This window comes from Granulicella aggregans (assembly GCF_014203275.1).
GTDB lineage: Bacteria > Acidobacteriota > Terriglobia > Terriglobales > Acidobacteriaceae > Edaphobacter.
Window position 1 is genome coordinate 12,375 of sequence record NZ_JACHIP010000007.1, and the last position, 16,276, is coordinate 28,650.

Genomic DNA, 16,276 nt, shown 5'->3' on the forward strand with positions numbered 1-16,276 from the left:
TGGACACTGAATAGCCGATGCGATTCGAACTCTTCATAGCCTCACGTTATCTCCGCGCCAAGCGCCGCCAGGCTGTCGTCGGCGTCATCACGGCGATCTCCGTCATCGGAGTCGCCGCCGGGGTCGCCTCGCTCATCATCGCCCTCGCGATCACCAACGGCATGCGTCGCGACCTACAGGACCGGCTCGTCGGCTCGACCGCCCACGTCATGCTGATGCGCGTTGCTGGAGATGGCATCCGAGATTGGCAGCCTCTGCTATCCCGCCTTCGCACGACACCGCACGTCACTGCTGCTGCTCCCGGCCTCTGGGAGCAAGTCTTGATTTCGCGTGGCGCACGCAGCAGCGGAGCGCTCATCAAGGGCATCGTCCCCGCCGACGAGCGCACCGTCAGCGATCTCCTCAAAGGCATGGTCGCCGGATCAGCTAACGCTCTTGAGCCTCTTGTTGACAGCGACCCTAACGCCCCCGCGATCCCACCCATCGTCATCGGCAAAGACATGGCCGACAGCCTCGGCGTACAAGTTGGCGAGACCGTCCAGGTCATCAGCCCGCAGGGAGAGATGACTCCCTTCGGCCTCGTCCCTCGCTACCAGCGCTACACCCTCGTCGGCATCTTCAAGTCTGGCTTCTACCAGTACGACTCCGCCTACGCCTTCACCCGCCTCGCCGACGCCCAGCGCCTCTTCTCCGAGCCCGACCTCATCTCCGTCATCAGCTTCAAGGTCGACAACCTCTACGCCGCCGACAAGATCGGCCGCGCCATTGAGACCTCCGCAGGCCCCGGCTTCCAGACCACCAACTGGATGGAGCAGAACATCGAACTCTTCCGCGCCCTCCGACTCGAGCAGTACGTCTCCTTCATCGTGCTCACGTTGATCGTCTTCGTCGCCGCGCTCAACATCCTCATCGCGCTCACCATGATGGTGATGGAAAAGACCCGCGACATCGCCGTCTTGATGAGCTTCGGCGTGCGCCCGGAGCAGGTTCGCCGCATCTTCCTCTTCCAGGGCCTGCTGATCTCGGTCATCGGCACCGTCCTGGGCCTGATCGTCGGCTACGGGATGAGCTGGCTTGGCGGCCACTACCGCTTCATCCACCTCGACGCCTCGGTCTACTCCATCGAGTACCTTCCGTTCGCGCCAACCCTGATCGACGGCCTGATCGTCACCGCTGTCTCGTTAGGAGTTAGCCTCATCGCCACACTCTACCCCAGCGGTAGCGCCGCCAGTGTGCTTCCTGCAGAGGCGTTGCGCTACGAATAGTCCGGCCCTCGACTGATAGGATCTCTCATGCGGCCAAATAGAGCGATTCACACGTTGCTGTCTTCCACAGGATGGGTCTTCGCGGGCATTGCGGCTAGTGCATTATTGGGAATTGCGCTTCTTGTTCTCGTGATGATGTTGTCGAATAGCGAGGCTGTCGGACAAGGGATGATTCTTATCGGAGCTTGGATGATTCTTGTACCCGTAGGGGTCTGCATCGGGTTTACTCACGCTCTCTTCGCGTGGGAAAGGAGGAACGCGCTCCGTCAAGAGCTGCCGAGCACTTCCTACCAGAAGTAGATTTTCGGAAATTCTGCTCGTCAACCTTATCGCGACTCTCTACCCCAACGGGAGCGCCGCCAGCGTGCTACCTGCCGAAGCATTAGGGAAAACCCTCATGGATCAACGCCTTCGCTACGCCCGCCTCATCCCCGACGGTCTCGCCAAGATGACCGCTCTCGAGCACTATCTCAACACCGAAACTGGACTGGAACCGATCCTTCTCGAACTAGTCCGTCTGCGCGCCTCCCAGATGAACGGCTGCGAGTACTGCATCACCCTTCACACAGCCGAACTCAAGAAACACAACGAATCCCCCGCACGCATCGACTCTGTCGCCGACTGGCGAAACTCCGACGCCTACACCCACCGAGAGCGTGCCGCCCTTGCCTGGGCCGAGGCCATCACCAACATCCAGGACGGGCACGCCCCCGGTCCCGTCTTTGAAGAACTCCGCGCCCACTTCTCCGAGGTCGAGGCCGCCAACCTCACCCTCGTCCTCACCACCATCAATGCCTGGAACCGTCTTGCCATCGCCATCGGCCCGCACTCCGGCAACCGCTAGGTCGTTTGCGTTACTGTGGAAAGAGATGCCGGAGACCGAAGACATATCGCGCCTCGAGCCCTATCGCCTCGAACCCCTGATCGTCGAACCGCGCGACATCGTCCTCCGCGCCGCCAAGCTTTCGAAGACCTACACAACCGGCCGAGGTCAACTAGACCTCTTCCGCGACCTCGATCTCGAGGTCCACGCCGGAGAGATGGTCGCCATCGTCGGCGAGAGCGGCGTCGGTAAGAGTTCCCTGCTTCACCTTCTCGCCGCCCTCGACCGTCCCACTTCGGGAGAGGTCTGGTGCGGCGAAAGCAAGCTGAGCGAGTTCACTCCATCGCAGGCTGCCGAGTTCCGCAACCGGGACGTCGGTTACGTCTGGCAGTTTCACTACCTGCTGCCGGAGTTCACCGCCGCCGAAAATGTAGCCATGCCGTTGCTGGCCCGAGGCGACTCCCGCCGAACCGCCATACACCAGGCGATAAAGTGGCTATCGGAGGTCGGCCTTGCGGATCGCGCCGAACACCGTTCCGGCGAGTTAAGCGGAGGCGAACAGCAGCGTGTCAGCCTTGCCCGCGCCCTGGTCACCGAGCCGAAGCTCCTTCTGGCGGATGAACCAACCGGGGATCTTGATGGAAAGACAGCAGATATCGTCTTCGACCTCATCCAGAACCTCCACAAAGCACATGGTCTGGCCAGCGTTCTGGTCACTCACAATCTTGAGTTCGCGGCACGCTGCGACCGCATGCTGCGCCTCCGCGACGGACGCCTGGCTCCCAGCATCTAAAGGCATCACCCGGGAGCGGGTCTCGTACCACCTTTTTCACATGGCCAGCCGAACTTGAGGTGATGTAACGTAACGGTAACTTTGGCGAGACGCAAAGGGTCTGTTGGTGGTATGCCACCGGACAGATACACTATTCGCAGCGGATGGATGTCCTGGCTAATTTGGCAGGCACCCTGTTTTCAGTGCAAGTGGACCAAAGGCACCCAATCGTGCCCCAGGGCCGGTGGTTGCCCAGTCTGTGAGGGGGAACATGTTCGAACGCTATACGGAGAAGGCGCGGCGCGTTATTTTCTTCGCGCGGTATGAGGCCAGTCAGTTCGGGTCGCCTTACATCGAGACCGAGCATCTGCTGCTCGGGTTGTTGCGGGAGGACAAGGCTCTAACCAATCGTTTCCTGCGGTCGCACGCCTCGGTCGAATCGATCCGCAAGCAGATCGAGGGGCACACTACGATCCGTGAGAAGGTCTCGACCTCAGTCGATCTTCCACTTTCCAATGAGTGCAAGCGAGTCCTCGCCTACGCTGCGGAAGAGGCCGAACGTCTCTCCCATAAGCACATCGGCACCGAACATCTGCTCCTCGGCCTTTTGCGCGAAGAAAAGTGCTTTGCCGCCGAGATTTTGCAGGAGCGCGGCCTCCGTCTGCCTGCAATCCGAGAGGAGCTTCAGCGCACCACGCAGGAGAAGGCACCTGCTGCACAGGCCGCCGGAAAGCAGAGCGGTCAGCGTGGCGAACAGTCCATGCTCGCCGAGTTCTCCCGCGACCTCACTCAGTCCGCGATGGACCAGCAACTCGATCCCCTCGTTGGCCGCGACACCGAGGTCGATCGCGTCATCCAGATCCTCTGCCGCCGAACGAAAAACAATCCCGTCCTTATCGGTGAGCCGGGCGTCGGCAAAACCGCAATCGTCGAAGGCCTCGCGCAAAAGATCGCCGATGGCGAAGTTCCGAGCTTCCTCGCGGACAAGCGCGTCCTCGCGCTCGACCTCTCGCTCATCGTCGCCGGAACCAAGTACCGCGGCCAGTTCGAAGAGCGCCTCAAGACCATCATGAAGGAGTTGATGGAGAACCAGAACTCCATCGTCTTCATCGACGAACTCCACACCCTCGTCGGCGCGGGATCAGCGGAAGGCTCGCTTGACGCTGCCAACATCCTCAAGCCCGCCCTCAGTCGTGGCGAGATCCAGTGCATCGGAGCCACCACCCCGGCCGAATACCGCAAGTCCATCGAAAAAGATCGTTCTCTTGAGCGTCGTTTCCAGGCGGTCAAGGTACCGCCGCCGAACGAAGAAGACGCGATCAAGATCATCATGGGCATCAAGGAGAAGTACGAGAAGTTCCACGCCGTCAGCTACACCGACGAGGCGATCAACTTCTCTGTCTCGCACTCCAGCCGCTACATCCCGGATCGCTTCCTTCCCGACAAGGCCATCGACCTAATCGATGAGGCCGGTGCTCGCGTCAAGCTTCGCCAGACTTCCCTGCCCGAAGAGTTAACCGAAGTACAGAAGCGCATCAAGTTCATCGTGCACCGCATGGAGAACGCCATTGCGAACCACGAATTTGAAAAGGCGCGCTTCTACTCTGACGAAGAGCGTAAGGAACGCGAGAACCTCCGCGCCTTACGCGACAAGTATCATCTCGACGATTCTTCAGCCGGTATTGTCACCCGCGAGGACATCGAAGATGTGGTCAGCCGCTGGACCGGCGTTCCCATCACCTCGATCAAGGAAGAAGAGACCCAGAAACTTCTCCGCGTCGAAGAAGAGCTGCACAAGCGCGTCATCTCGCAGGACAAGGCGATCTCCGCCCTGGCCCGAGCGATCCGCCGCTCTCGCGCTGGCTTGAAAAATCCTGCCCGCCCCATCGGCAGCTTCCTCTTCCTCGGACCCACCGGCGTCGGCAAGACCGAGATGGCCCGCACCCTTGCCCAGTTCCTCTTCGGCAATGAGAAGGCGCTCATCCGCTTCGACATGTCGGAATTCATGGAGAAGCACTCCGTCTCAAAACTCATCGGCTCTCCTCCGGGCTACGTCGGCTACGAGGAAGGCGGCCAGCTCACCGAGCGCGTCAAACGTTCGCCCTATTCGGTCGTCTTGCTCGACGAGATCGAAAAGGCGCACCCCGACGTCTTCAACCTGCTCCTGCAGGTCTTTGAAGACGGTCAGCTCACCGACGGTCTCGGCAACCAGGTCGACTTCAAGAACACCATCATCATCATGACTTCGAACATCGGAGCCAAGCACCTGCAGAAGCGGCAGGGTCTCGGATTCCAGAGCGAGAAGGAAGACATGATCCTCGACAAGATGGAAGAGCTCGTCAAGGGAGAGGTCAAGCGGACCTTCAACCCCGAGTTCCTCAACCGTCTCGACGAGATCATCATCTTCATGGCGCTCACCGACCATGACCTGATGCAGATCCTCGAACTCCTCGTCCAGCAGCTCAACACCAACCTAGTACATAAGGCGATCACGCTCTCGGTCACAGACGAGGCCAAGCAATATATTCTCGCCAAGACCGTCGCGGACCGCACCTACGGCGCTCGTCCTCTGCGCCGCGCCTTGCAGCGCTTCATCGAAGACCCGCTCTCAGAGGCCCTCATCGGTGGCGGCATCATTGAGCGGCCAGCCTTCCTTGAGGTCTACCTCGACAACAACGTGCTCCATTACCGCCCCATCGCAGCCGACGGTGAAGAGAAGGCCGCGGGCCTCGCTCTCTCCACCGTCTAACCCAGCTTTCAAGGAGCAACAGAAACGCCCCGGAGCGATCCGGGGCGTTTCTGTTTGTCTTCTCATTCCCAAAGAAAACTTGTTTCTAAAGCTGTGCCCACACCTTAGATCATCGACTTCACTTTGTTCACCGACTTCGCCGCACTCGAAACAAAATCTCCGGCAGCATCGACCGCATTGTCCGCATACTCCTTCGACAGCTTGATCGCCTTATGCGCTTCCTTGCTCAGCTTCTCAGCCTGTTCCTTCAGGTAGTCGCCCGCGTCCTCAAGATAATCCCCGGCATCATCAATATTGCGCTTCAGCTTCTTGCGCGTCACGGTGCCCGTCTGCGGCGCGTAGAGAAGTGCGATCGCCGCGCCAATCGCTGCACCCGCGCCGAAAGTGATCCAGAATCCTTTTTGACTCATACGTACCTCGTCCTTTGTATTTTCCAACCAACACTTGTTCAGATTCTCACTTCCCGGCATAGGTTGGATTTAATTCTTTCTGCGCGGGCGTCAATCGAGCCCGGCCAGTTCCCGCGCCCGCACAAAAATCCGTGCAAACATTACCTTATCCAGCCGTCCCGTATTTGTATTTCTCAGCGACGGGTGATAGGCCGCCAGCAGAACCAGCCCATTCGGCAGCCGATACTCGGCACCATGCCCAAATTTGTACAGCGACCGCCGCTCAATCACGCCCGCTGCGAGCAGATGCGCGAGGTAGCCATCGAACGCAATCTTTCCGAGCGCCACCACGACCTTCACTCGCTTCAACTCGCCCAACTCCGCCGTCAGGTGCCTCGAACAGTTTCGTATCTCCTGCGGAGTTGGCTTATCGCCCGGCGGAGCGCATCGCACCACCGAGCAGATCCACGCATGGCGCAGCTTCAGGCCATCGTCACGCGAAACCGCGTTGCCGTGGTTCGCCAGGCCCATCTCGTGCAGCACGGGATACATGAAGTTCCCAGCCCCATCGCCAGTGAACGGCCTGCCCGTGCGATTTGCCCCATGCGCCCCGGGGGCGAGCCCGATGATCAAAATCCGTGCCTTCGGGTCGCCGAACCCCGGCACCGGCTTCGCCCAGTACGTCTGGTCGATGTAAGCTCGGCGCTTCACCACGCCCAGATTCTCGCCGTAGGCACGCAGCCGCGGGCACTGCGTACACGCCACAATCCCCGCCTGAATCTCCTGCAGAACCGTCAACTTCCCGTCTACGACCAAACTCTTCTTCACAATCGCTTTCACTACTTACAATCCTATTCGGTTCCAGGGCGGGAAATCCCCGTTTTCAGCAGCACGCCGTTTGACCCCTCCCATTCAAGACTCGTACAGTAAAGGTTGAGGCGTCGGTCGCATCCTGCGTGTATATCCGCGCACACCGGCCTAAAAGATTTCAGTCACACGCACTCCGAAAGGCAACAAGACATTGACCCCTACCGAGCTTGAAACGACTGCTGAAGCAGCACACGATCACACGCACGACCACAATCACGATCATGACCACGCGCACGATCACGACCACAGCGACCTCGCGCCCGGTCTGCATCAGCATCAGCATGGCCCAACGCTTAACCCCGAGCTCGCCCGCGAGATTGAAGTGGAAGTTCCGGCCGAAGAAGTTTCGAAGGCCTTCAAGACCATCACCAAGCGCTACCAGAAGCTCGCCCGCATCCCCGGCTTCCGCGCCGGCAAAGTACCGGAGTCGCTCATCAAGACCCGCTTCGCCAAGGAAGTCCGCCAGGAAGTCCTTGAAAGCCTCGTCTCCGATCGCTTCAAGCAGGCCATCGACGAGCAGAAGATCACTCCTGCCTCGCAGCCGCAGATGGTCGACATGCAGCTCCTCGACGGCCAGCCGCTGAAGTTCAAGGCCGCCTTCGAGGTCTTCCCTGAGATCGACCTGACCGGCTACGATTCTGTTCGTGTCGAGAAGCAGGACGCCACCCTCACCGACGATGAGTTCCAGGCCGAGCTAGACCGTGTCCTCGAGAGCCACGCCGTAGTAGAGCCGATCGAAGAAGACCGCGAACTCGTCGATGGCGACTGGGCCGAGATCGAATTCAAGGGCCAGATCAAAGACCTCGCCCAGACCGTCACCGAGGAGGGCGTCGAGAACGCCGCTCCGACAGAGCCGATCACCGGCGAAAACGTACTCGTCGAAATCGGCGGCAAGAACACCCTGCCCGCCTTCAACGACGCTCTCCGTGGCACCAAGCCCGGCCAGGAGATGAGCTTCGAAGTCTCCTACCCTGCGGACTTTGGCGAACCCAAACTCGCCGGTCAGACTGTCGCCTACGACGTCACCACGAAGGCCATCAAGAAGAAGACCTTCCCCGCCCGCGATGCAGAGTTCGCCTCGCAGCTCGGAGCCTTCGAGACATGGGAAGAGTTCGAGTCCAAGCTCCGCGAGATGGCCTCCAGCCGCAAGGCCGAGTCCCTCCAGAACGTCGCCAAGGACAAGCTCCTCGGTGACCTCATCGAGAAGTATCCCTTCCCTGTCCCCGAGTCCTTCGTGCAGCAGCAGATCGATGCTCGTCTCGATCGCGGCCTTCGCGCTCTCGCCCAGCAGGGCATGAGCACAGACGACATGCGCAAGCTCGACTTCGCCCGTCTCCGCGCCGCCCAGCGCGACCAGGCTGTCAACGAAGTAAAGGCCTCGATGATCCTTGACAAGCTCGCCACGGCAGAGAACGTTGAGATCAGCGAAGACGAACTCAACAACGAAGTCATGATGCTCTCCATGCAGTCGCGCGAGCCCTACGAGACCCTCGCGGCTCGTCTCGCCTCCGACGGTGGCATCGACAGGCTTCGCGATCAGATGAAGCGCGAAAAGGTTGGCAACCTGCTCTACGAGAAGCTGGCTTCGTAAGCAAAACCCGCAACCCGTCAACCGACAAAGTGCAGCAGAACCGCGGTGGAGACACCAGCAAAAGGAAAGAGCGTGTTATGGGACTAGTACCTATGGTGATCGAGCAGACGAGTCGTGGCGAACGTGCCTACGACATCTACAGCCGTCTGCTCCGCGACAACATCATCTTTCTCGGCACCCCGATCGACGACAACATCGCCAACGTCATCATCGCGCAACTGCTGTTTCTCAGCGGTGAAGATCCGGAGAAGGACATCCAGCTCTACATCAACTCTCCGGGTGGCTCCATCACTGCTGGTCTCGCGATTTACGACACCATGCAGTACATCAAGAATGATGTTGTGACCTTCTGCATCGGACAGGCCGCCAGCATGGGAGCCTTCCTTTTGATGGCCGGTAAGAAGGGCAAGCGCTTCGCTCTGCCGAACGCGCGCATCCTCATCCACCAGCCGTCCATGGGCGGGCTTAGCGGCCAGGCTACCGACATCGACATCCACGCTCGAGAGATACTTCGCATTCGCGAGATCACCAACAAGCTGATGAGCCATTCGACCGGCCAGCCGCTTGACCGCATCGAACGCGACGTAGAGCGCGACTTCATCATGACCGCTGCTCAGTCCAAGGAATACGGCATCATCGATGACATCATCGACCGGCCACGCACGTAGCCGCTACTCACATACCCGTTGGTCGCTTGAATCTTCCTCTTGCGACCAACGGGAGCACCACGCGAAGCGGTATACACGTCACGAAGTGACCGCGCCACGCGAAGTGGGCCCGTCCGGCAGGACAAGCTGTTGCCCTTCTGACGCATTACTTTCATGCACCCTATCCGGTACCCGCCGGGAATTAACTTCGACTTGCCCACAGCGACGGTCGATCTCATCAGGTGTAAACTTCGATATAACGTGACGCAAGTAACGGGTCACCGTGGTCTCGACAGGAGCTGTTCCCCCAATGAAAACGTCGCGCGGCACTGACGAATCTCTTCGTTGCTCGTTTTGCCACAAATCGCAGGATGCGGTTGCAAAGCTTATCTCCTCCCCCTCGGACTATCCTCGCGCTTACATCTGCGATGAGTGCGTAGCCGTCTGCAACTCGATCCTCGAAGACGATCGTACCGAGGCCGCTCCCGGTGCTGCCCCCGCGCATCTTCCTAAGCCACAAGAGGTTAAGGCCTTCCTTGACGAGTACGTGATCGGCCAGGACCAGACCAAGAAGAAGCTCGCCGTCGCTGTCTACAATCACTACAAGCGCATCCAGATGAACAAGACGCGCGGCAACGATGTTGAGCTTGCCAAGTCGAACATCCTCCTTGTAGGCCCCACCGGCTCCGGCAAGACGCTCCTAGCGCAGACGCTCGCGAAGATGCTCGATGTTCCCTTCGCCATCGTCGACGCAACCACCCTCACCGAGGCCGGCTACGTCGGCGAAGATGTCGAAAACATCATCCTGAAGCTCCTCCAAGCCGCAGAAGGCGACGTCACCCGCGCGCAGAGCGGCATCATCTACATCGACGAGATCGACAAGATCGGCCGCAAGGATGAGAATCCATCCATCACCCGCGATGTCTCCGGCGAAGGTGTCCAGCAGGCGCTGCTCAAGATTCTCGAAGGCACCGTCGCCAACGTCCCGCCGCAGGGCGGACGCAAGCACCCGCACCAAGAGTTCACCGCAATTGACACGACGAACATCCTCTTCATCTGCGGCGGCGCATTCGTCGGCCTCGAAAAGGTGATCGGTCGCCGCATCGGCAAGAAGGCCCTTGGCTTCCGCGCGATTGCAGAGGCTGACGCGAAGGAGATTGCAACCCCGATCCGCGCCCAGCGCGACTCCGAAATGCTTCGCCAGGCTGAGCCCCAGGATCTTCTGAAGTACGGTCTGATTCCCGAGTTCGTAGGCCGTCTTCCTGTCCTCGGAATCCTCGATGAACTTGACGAAGCCGCGCTCATCGACATCCTCACCAAGCCGCGCAATGCCATCCTCAAGCAATACGCCAAGCTCTTCGACTACGAAGGCGTGAAGGTCACCTTCACCGACGATGCCGCCCGCGCCATCGCCCGTGAAGCTCTGAACCGCAAAGTCGGCGCACGCGGTCTGCGCATGATTCTCGAAGAGCTCATGCTCGATCTCATGTATCACGTCCCCGGCAACAAGAAGATCAAGGATCTTGTCATCACCGAGGCGATGGTTCAAAAGCGCGAACTCACCATCCCGGTCATACTCGAAAAGGCTGGCTGATCCTCGCTCTACCCCCCGCAAAAGCCTGAAGAGCGCGCAGCTCTTCAGGCTTTTGCTTTTTCCCGCTAAGAAATAGCCGTGACGGCTGTACGTTTTGGCGCAAATTGCCGATAGAGCGACAGCGTCGCGTGTGAGCCAAGGTCTCTCCGCGCCTGTGTCAAAGTGGAGGAGTAAATTGGCGCAATTTATCCGGAACGCGGCGCTCTTGGCGCTTTTACTTTGCTTCGTGAAGTCGCTCGAGGCACAAACTGCAAAACTCTCCCCGGACGACACCGTCTCCTACATCAACACCACGATTCACAAATATCCCACGCTGGAGTTTGTCGATTCTGGCTGCCCCGGCTTCGAGCAAGCCATCTCGATCTCCGAAGATCGCCGAAGTCTTCTTATCAAGCAGGATTTTGCCCACTCTGTGGCAGGAACGTGCAACTCTCAAACGCTGACAGTCCCTATCTTTGGCTTGAGCCAGCAAGGACTTGGCGGTTGGTCCAGGGTGGGCCAGCACTCCGCGTTTCTCCTGGATTGTAAGAATCACGTCGACTGTTTCAGCCGCGGTTCTACCGCACAACACTTCCCCTTCTCTGCAAACAAGTGGTATCTGCGATTGACGGGGCCAAACCAGGTCTCGGACGAACTCACGAGGGCGATTCAGCACCTCGTGGACTCACTCTTGACCGAAGCGAATGGCCGTCTGGATGGCAACGATCCCTTCGCAAAGCGCTCTCACTGATTCTTCGCCGTAGTGGGAAAACCGCGAATTCGATGGGACGCTAAAGCGGCCCTTGCTCGATTCGCATGTTCCTCGATCCCCAATTACAATCACGTAAACGCACGGCGGCCTCGTTTGCATCCTGCAGCGCTGTCGAACGTCTAATGGGGATATATGACAAACCGAGCAAAAGAGACTCTGACCGGCGAACTCCGCAAGCTTCCGATGATGCCGATTCGCGACATGGTGATCTTCCCCCATATGATGACGCCCTTCGTCGTCGGCCGGGAGTCGAGCGTCCGCGCCCTCGAAGAAGCTCTCAACGGCGACCGCAAGATCTTTCTCGCCACCCAGCACGACGCCTCAGTCGACGAGCCCAATGCAGACGACATCTTCGCCACCGGTACCATCGGCAATATCGTCCAGAGCGTGAAGATGCCCGACGGCAACATCAAAGTTCTCGTCGAAGGAGTAGAACGCGCCCGCGCCACCGAAGTGAATGACGAAGACGGCTTCTTCGTCGCCACCGTCCGCACCGGCAAGACCCGCCTCGAACTCACCCCGCAGATCGAAGCCCTCGCGCAGCGCGTCCATACCCTCTTCGAGCAGTACATCAAACTCCAGCAGTCTTTGAACTACGAGACCATGGCCGCCACCGTCCGCATGGACGAGCCCACCAAGCTGGCCGACACCATCGCCGCTAATCTTCAGCTCTCCATCGAAGAGAAGCAGCAACTCCTCGAGGTCTTCGATCCCGAACTGCGCCTCTCCCGTATCGCCGACGTCCTCGACGTGGCCATCGAAAAGCTCAACATGGACCGTACCATCCAGAGCCGTGTGAAGCGCCAGATGGAGAAGGCCCAGAAAGAGTACTACCTCAACGAGAAGATCAAGGCCATCCAGAAGGAACTTGGCCGCGGCGAAAAGTCCGAGTTCGACGATCTGAAGAAGAAGATCGACGAATCCGGCATGCCCAAGGATGTCCTCGAAAAGGCGACGCAGGAGCTGAAGAAGCTCGAAGCCATGCCGCCCATGTCCGCTGAGTCAACCGTCTCGCGCAACTACCTCGACTGGCTGCTGGCGGTGCCCTGGAAGAAACGGTCTAAAGAAATCAGATCCATCGAGCACGCCGAAAAGATCCTCAACGAAGATCACTACGGCCTCGAGAAGATCAAGGAACGCATCCTCGAATTCCTCGCCGTCCGGCAGCTCGTCAAGAACCCCAAGGGCTCGATCCTCTGCTTCGTCGGACCTCCGGGCGTTGGCAAAACCTCGCTCGGCATGTCCATTGCCAAGGCCACAGGCCGCAAGTTTGTCCGCATGTCCCTCGGCGGCGTTCGCGATGAAGCGGAGATCCGCGGTCATCGCCGCACCTACATCGGAGCACTCCCCGGCCAGATCATCCAGTCGATGAAGAAGGCCGGCACCAAGAATCCCGTCTTCATGCTCGACGAGATCGACAAGATGGCGTCGGACTTCCGCGGCGATCCCGCCAGCGCCCTGCTTGAAGTCCTCGACCCTGAGCAGAATACGAGCTTCCAGGATCACTATCTCGACGTCGAATACGACCTCTCGCAGGTTCTTTTCGTCGCCACGGCAAACGTACTCCACACGATCCCCGGCCCGTTGCAGGACCGCATGGAGATCCTTCGCCTGCACGGTTACACGGAGGTCGAAAAGCTCGAGATCGCCAAGCAGTACCTGGTCAAGAAGCAGCTTGAAGGCACCGGTGTCACCGCTCAACAGATCAGCTTCACCGACGACGCTCTCAAGGGCATCATCCGTGGCTACACCCGCGAAGCTGGCGTCCGCAATCTCGAACGCGAGATCGGTAACGTCTGCCGCAAGGTAGCTCGCCGTGTCGTCCAGAACGGCCCGGAACACAAAGAAGAGATCACCGGCGAGAACCTCGAATCCATCCTCGGTGTCGCAAAGTTCCGCGACTCTCAGGTCCATGAGAAGAGCGAGGTCGGCCTCGTCACCGGCCTTGCTTGGACGGAAGTTGGCGGAAGCATCCTCCAAACCGAAGTCCAGATCCTCGACGGCAAGGGCAAGCTGACCACCACCGGCCAGCTAGGCGATGTCATGCAGGAGTCCGCACAAGCCGCTCTTAGCTATATTCGGTCTCGCGCGCGGCAGCTTGGCCTCGAGCGCGACTTCTATCGCCACCTCGACATCCACGTCCACGTTCCCGAAGGGGCTATCCCCAAGGACGGCCCGTCGGCTGGCATCACGCTCGCTACCGCGCTGGCAAGCGCTCTAACGAAGATCAAGGTTCGTCGCGACATCGCCATGACCGGCGAGATTACGCTGCGCGGCAAGGTTCTTCCCATCGGCGGCCTCAAAGAGAAGCTTCTCGCCGCTCATCGCGCCGGCATCTTCGAAGCGATTCTCCCGGCAGAAAACCGCCGCGACTTCGCGGATCTTCCAGAGCTTTTGAAGTCGTCGATGAAGCTGCACTTTGTAGAGCAGATGGATGAAGTTCTCCAAATCGCCCTTGAAGAGGAACTTCCCACGCTCTCGGAAGAGCTTCCCGAGGCTCTCGCTGGAAGCGTAATTCCGCCTGTGACTTCCGTTCCTCAACCCATGTCGCACCAATAATCCTCACGCAATAAAGAAAAAGACCGAGCCAATGTGGCTCGGTCTTTTCAGTTTCTGAGGAGCTATTTCTAAGCTCTTCGACCCGATATAAAGTGCATCACAATCGAGATCACAGCGAAGATCAGAAGAATATGAATCAGAAATCCGCTGACATGGAAGAGTGTGAAGCCACCAATCCAGCAAAGTACGAGAACAAGGGCAAGGATCAGGAACATGGCATCTGCTTTCTTGAAACCAGAGAGTGGCGCGGTTGCGCTTGGCTGCACCTTATGAGAGACACTGCGCGACCGAATCGTTGCTTGTAGTCAAACGAATCAGTCGCGCAGTGTCCCCAGGCAGCAATCCAGCCCTCGGGTCAGCCCTTGCCTCCGGCTATCGACGGAATCAGCATGACTTCATCGCCATCCTTGAAGCTATAAGCGTCGCCGCCCAGGAAGCGGATGTCCTCGTCGTTGATGTAGATGTTGATGAACCTCCGCAGCTTCCCATCGTCGCCCTTGATCTGCGTGGCAAGCGCGGGAAAAGTCTGGTCGATATCGGCAAGTAGTCCGGGCAGGTCTGAAGCAGAGGAAGCAAACTGCTTCTGTCCATCGGTGTGGCGGATGAAGGCAGTCGGAAGCACAACTTTTACTGACATTGATTCATTTCTCCTGTAGCTAAGCAAAAACACAAACATGAAACGACCGGCCTAAACTTCGACCAATTCGGGTTCCGGTTCGCGAACTCCGTCGAGTTCTTCGAGGTACTCCGCGAAGTCGGCAAGCCGCGGGCGAACCGCCCGATCAAACTCGTACCGGTTCGCAATCGCGTCCGTGGTCTTCAGGCCATTGCCGGTGATGCAGATCACCGTCGTCTCATCCTCGGAGATGCGGCCATCGGCGTACAACCGAGCCGCAACCGCCGTCGTCACGCCGCCCGCCGTCTCAGTGAAGATGCCCTCTGTCTCAGCCAACTCTTGAATGCCAGATGCCAACTCCACATCCGAGACATCCTCCGCCCAGCCGTTCGTCGCTGCGATCATTTTCGCCGCAGCAGGCCCATCCGCCGGATTCCCGATTGCCAGCGACCGCGCGATCGTGTTCGGACGCTGCGGTTCGATGTAGTCAGTTCCCTGCTTTACCGCAGTTGAAATCGGCGAGCATCCCGTAGCCTGCGCTCCAAAGAACCGCACCGGCTTGTCTTCCACCAGCCCCAACGCGATCAACTCGTTGAACGCCTTGCGGATCTTGCGAATCAGCGACCCACCCGCCATCGGGCAGACCACATTGTCGGGCAGCTTCCACCCAAGCTGCTCGACGATCTCGTAGCCAACAGTCTTCGATCCCTCAGCGTAGTAAGGCCGCAGGTTCACGTTCACGAAGCCCCACTTGTAGTCGTCCGCAATCAGCGTGCAGAGCCGATTTACGTGGTCGTAGTTGCCATCGATCCGCACCAACCGCGCACCGTACACCAGCGTGTTCAGAATCTTCGCCGGCTCCAGATCTGCCGGAACAAGAATGCATGCCCTCAGTCCCAACCGCGCAGCCTGTGCCGCCACAGAGTTCGCCAGATTCCCAGTCGACGAGCACCCCACCGTCTCAAATCCAAATGCCTGAGCATTCGCCAGCGCGACAGACACAACGCGGTCCTTGAAGCTCAAAGTCGGGAAGCAGACAGCATCGTTCTTGATGTACAGATTGTTCGCGCCAATGCGCTTGCCCAGCCGCTTCGCCTTGACCAGCGGCGTAAAGCCCACTGGAAGATCCGGTTCGAAACCTGCCGGGATTGGCAGCAGCGCCTTATAACGCCAGATATTCGCAGGTCCCGCGGCGATCTTCTCGCGGGTAAACTCTGCGCGGACAGCCTCTAAATCGTAATGAACTTCAAGCGGGGCCAGGCAGTCGTCACATGCGGAAAGGGGCTGGTTGCCAAAGCTCTTGCCGCACTCATTGCACTTCAACTCATACGCCGAACAGGAATACTCCATTGCACACTCTCTCGTGAAGGAGGGGTGCGGCTGTCTGCGACGTACTCTTTTCTGGAAGAATTACAGGAAGGAAATGCGGGGGTGCCCACCCTGGAATAGCGGCAGCGTGCTCCGAATCTCATGTTCCCTGTTTCCAGGAGAGAGTTGACACCGGTACGCATGTTCTGTCCGGTTGTCGTGGCGTCTCAGGGCTCGTCCCTCAACCACTCTGCATGAAATTCAAATTTGCCCGAAGGCAAACTGGAATGAATCTGTTGTATCACGCGTAATTTTTGAATGCAACAAACGCTGTCTTACCAA

14 protein-coding genes and 1 riboswitch are annotated in these 16,276 nt (G+C 58.9%); of the genes, 9 read left to right on the forward strand and 5 right to left on the reverse strand.

What is annotated here, in order from left to right; genetic code table 11:
- The first annotated feature begins 17 nt into the window (after positions 1-17).
- The 4 genes from HDF16_RS21510 to HDF16_RS21525 all read left to right on the forward strand — a co-directional run bounded on the left by HDF16_RS21510 (position 18) and on the right by HDF16_RS21525 (position 5,609).
- Complete coding sequence (locus tag HDF16_RS21510) at positions 18-1,265, forward strand: FtsX-like permease family protein (RefSeq protein ID WP_184221502.1); 1,248 nt, start codon at positions 18-20, stop codon at positions 1,263-1,265.
- A 397-nt stretch (positions 1,266-1,662) separates the two neighbouring features.
- Positions 1,663-2,109 carry a carboxymuconolactone decarboxylase family protein gene (locus HDF16_RS21515; RefSeq protein WP_184221504.1) on the forward strand — a complete coding sequence of 149 codons (447 nt, stop codon included), beginning with the start codon at positions 1,663-1,665 and terminating at the stop codon, positions 2,107-2,109.
- Positions 2,110-2,134: 25 nt separating this feature from the next.
- Entirely contained in the window at positions 2,135-2,881 is a 747-nt protein-coding gene (locus tag HDF16_RS21520; RefSeq protein WP_184221506.1) for an ABC transporter ATP-binding protein, read from the forward strand.
- A gap of 250 nt (positions 2,882-3,131) precedes the next feature.
- A complete protein-coding gene (locus HDF16_RS21525; RefSeq protein WP_184221508.1) occupies positions 3,132-5,609 on the forward strand; it encodes an ATP-dependent Clp protease ATP-binding subunit in 2,478 nt (825 codons plus the stop codon).
- A gap of 104 nt (positions 5,610-5,713) precedes the next feature.
- Here HDF16_RS21525 and HDF16_RS21530 read toward each other — a convergent pair whose 3' ends face one another.
- Both HDF16_RS21530 and HDF16_RS21535 read right to left on the reverse strand, forming a co-directional pair.
- The gene (locus HDF16_RS21530) at positions 5,714-6,019 is read right to left on the reverse strand and encodes a YtxH domain-containing protein (protein ID WP_184221510.1); all 306 of its coding nucleotides are present in this window, start codon (positions 6,017-6,019) and stop codon (positions 5,714-5,716) included.
- A 90-nt stretch (positions 6,020-6,109) separates the two neighbouring features.
- Positions 6,110-6,826 (reverse strand): uracil-DNA glycosylase, encoded by a 717-nt coding sequence (locus tag HDF16_RS21535; RefSeq protein ID WP_348641385.1) that lies wholly within the window; start codon positions 6,824-6,826, stop codon positions 6,110-6,112.
- Positions 6,827-7,019: 193 nt separating this feature from the next.
- Here HDF16_RS21535 and tig point away from each other — a divergent pair, with 193 nt between their 5' ends.
- The 5 genes from tig (at position 7,020) to lon (ending at position 14,010) form a co-directional block, all read left to right on the forward strand.
- Positions 7,020-8,459: a trigger factor gene (gene tig / locus HDF16_RS21540; protein WP_184221512.1), complete on the forward strand. Its 1,440-nt coding sequence runs from the start codon at positions 7,020-7,022 to the stop codon at positions 8,457-8,459.
- Positions 8,460-8,536: 77 nt separating this feature from the next.
- Positions 8,537-9,127 carry an ATP-dependent Clp endopeptidase proteolytic subunit ClpP gene (clpP, locus tag HDF16_RS21545; protein ID WP_184221514.1) on the forward strand — a complete coding sequence of 197 codons (591 nt, stop codon included), beginning with the start codon at positions 8,537-8,539 and terminating at the stop codon, positions 9,125-9,127.
- A 289-nt stretch (positions 9,128-9,416) separates the two neighbouring features.
- Complete coding sequence (gene clpX / locus HDF16_RS21550; protein ID WP_184221516.1) at positions 9,417-10,700, forward strand: ATP-dependent Clp protease ATP-binding subunit ClpX; 1,284 nt, start codon at positions 9,417-9,419, stop codon at positions 10,698-10,700.
- A 175-nt stretch (positions 10,701-10,875) separates the two neighbouring features.
- Positions 10,876-11,430: a hypothetical protein gene (locus tag HDF16_RS21555; protein WP_184221518.1), complete on the forward strand. Its 555-nt coding sequence runs from the start codon at positions 10,876-10,878 to the stop codon at positions 11,428-11,430.
- Positions 11,431-11,583: 153 nt separating this feature from the next.
- Positions 11,584-14,010: an endopeptidase La gene (gene lon, locus HDF16_RS21560; protein WP_184221520.1), complete on the forward strand. Its 2,427-nt coding sequence runs from the start codon at positions 11,584-11,586 to the stop codon at positions 14,008-14,010.
- Between the two features lie 68 nt (positions 14,011-14,078).
- On the opposite strand, the gene HDF16_RS21565 is transcribed toward lon, so the two are convergent.
- The 3 genes from HDF16_RS21565 to thrC all read right to left on the reverse strand — a co-directional run bounded on the left by HDF16_RS21565 (position 14,079) and on the right by thrC (position 15,976).
- Positions 14,079-14,225, reverse strand: a complete 147-nt coding sequence (locus tag HDF16_RS21565) for a lmo0937 family membrane protein (protein ID WP_184221522.1) — start codon at positions 14,223-14,225, stop codon at positions 14,079-14,081.
- Positions 14,226-14,365: 140 nt separating this feature from the next.
- Positions 14,366-14,647 carry a MoaD/ThiS family protein gene (locus HDF16_RS21570; protein WP_184221524.1) on the reverse strand — a complete coding sequence of 94 codons (282 nt, stop codon included), beginning with the start codon at positions 14,645-14,647 and terminating at the stop codon, positions 14,366-14,368.
- 51 nt (positions 14,648-14,698) lie between these two features.
- Entirely contained in the window at positions 14,699-15,976 is a 1,278-nt protein-coding gene (gene thrC / locus HDF16_RS21575; protein WP_184221526.1) for a threonine synthase, read from the reverse strand.
- A gap of 115 nt (positions 15,977-16,091) precedes the next feature.
- Positions 16,092-16,195, reverse strand: a riboswitch (SAM riboswitch).
- Positions 16,196-16,276: the final 81 nt, after the last annotated feature.

Excerpts from the sequence above, each read along its gene's own strand:
- HDF16_RS21510 (WP_184221502.1), top strand. The coding sequence starts at position 18 with ATGCGATTCGAACTCTTCATAGCCTCACGTTATCTCCGCGCCAAGCGC.
- HDF16_RS21515 (WP_184221504.1), top strand. The coding sequence starts at position 1,663 with ATGGATCAACGCCTTCGCTACGCCCGCCTCATCCCCGACGGTCTCGCC.
- thrC (WP_184221526.1), bottom strand. The coding sequence starts at position 15,976 with ATGGAGTATTCCTGTTCGGCGTATGAGTTGAAGTGCAATGAGTGCGGC.
- HDF16_RS21525 (WP_184221508.1), top strand. The coding sequence starts at position 3,132 with ATGTTCGAACGCTATACGGAGAAGGCGCGGCGCGTTATTTTCTTCGCG.
- lon (WP_184221520.1), top strand. The coding sequence starts at position 11,584 with ATGACAAACCGAGCAAAAGAGACTCTGACCGGCGAACTCCGCAAGCTT.
- HDF16_RS21520 (WP_184221506.1), top strand. The coding sequence starts at position 2,135 with ATGCCGGAGACCGAAGACATATCGCGCCTCGAGCCCTATCGCCTCGAA.
- clpP (WP_184221514.1), top strand. The coding sequence starts at position 8,537 with ATGGGACTAGTACCTATGGTGATCGAGCAGACGAGTCGTGGCGAACGT.
- HDF16_RS21565 (WP_184221522.1), bottom strand. The coding sequence starts at position 14,225 with ATGTTCCTGATCCTTGCCCTTGTTCTCGTACTTTGCTGGATTGGTGGC.
- clpX (WP_184221516.1), top strand. The coding sequence starts at position 9,417 with ATGAAAACGTCGCGCGGCACTGACGAATCTCTTCGTTGCTCGTTTTGC.
- HDF16_RS21570 (WP_184221524.1), bottom strand. The coding sequence starts at position 14,647 with ATGTCAGTAAAAGTTGTGCTTCCGACTGCCTTCATCCGCCACACCGAT.
- HDF16_RS21530 (WP_184221510.1), bottom strand. The coding sequence starts at position 6,019 with ATGAGTCAAAAAGGATTCTGGATCACTTTCGGCGCGGGTGCAGCGATT.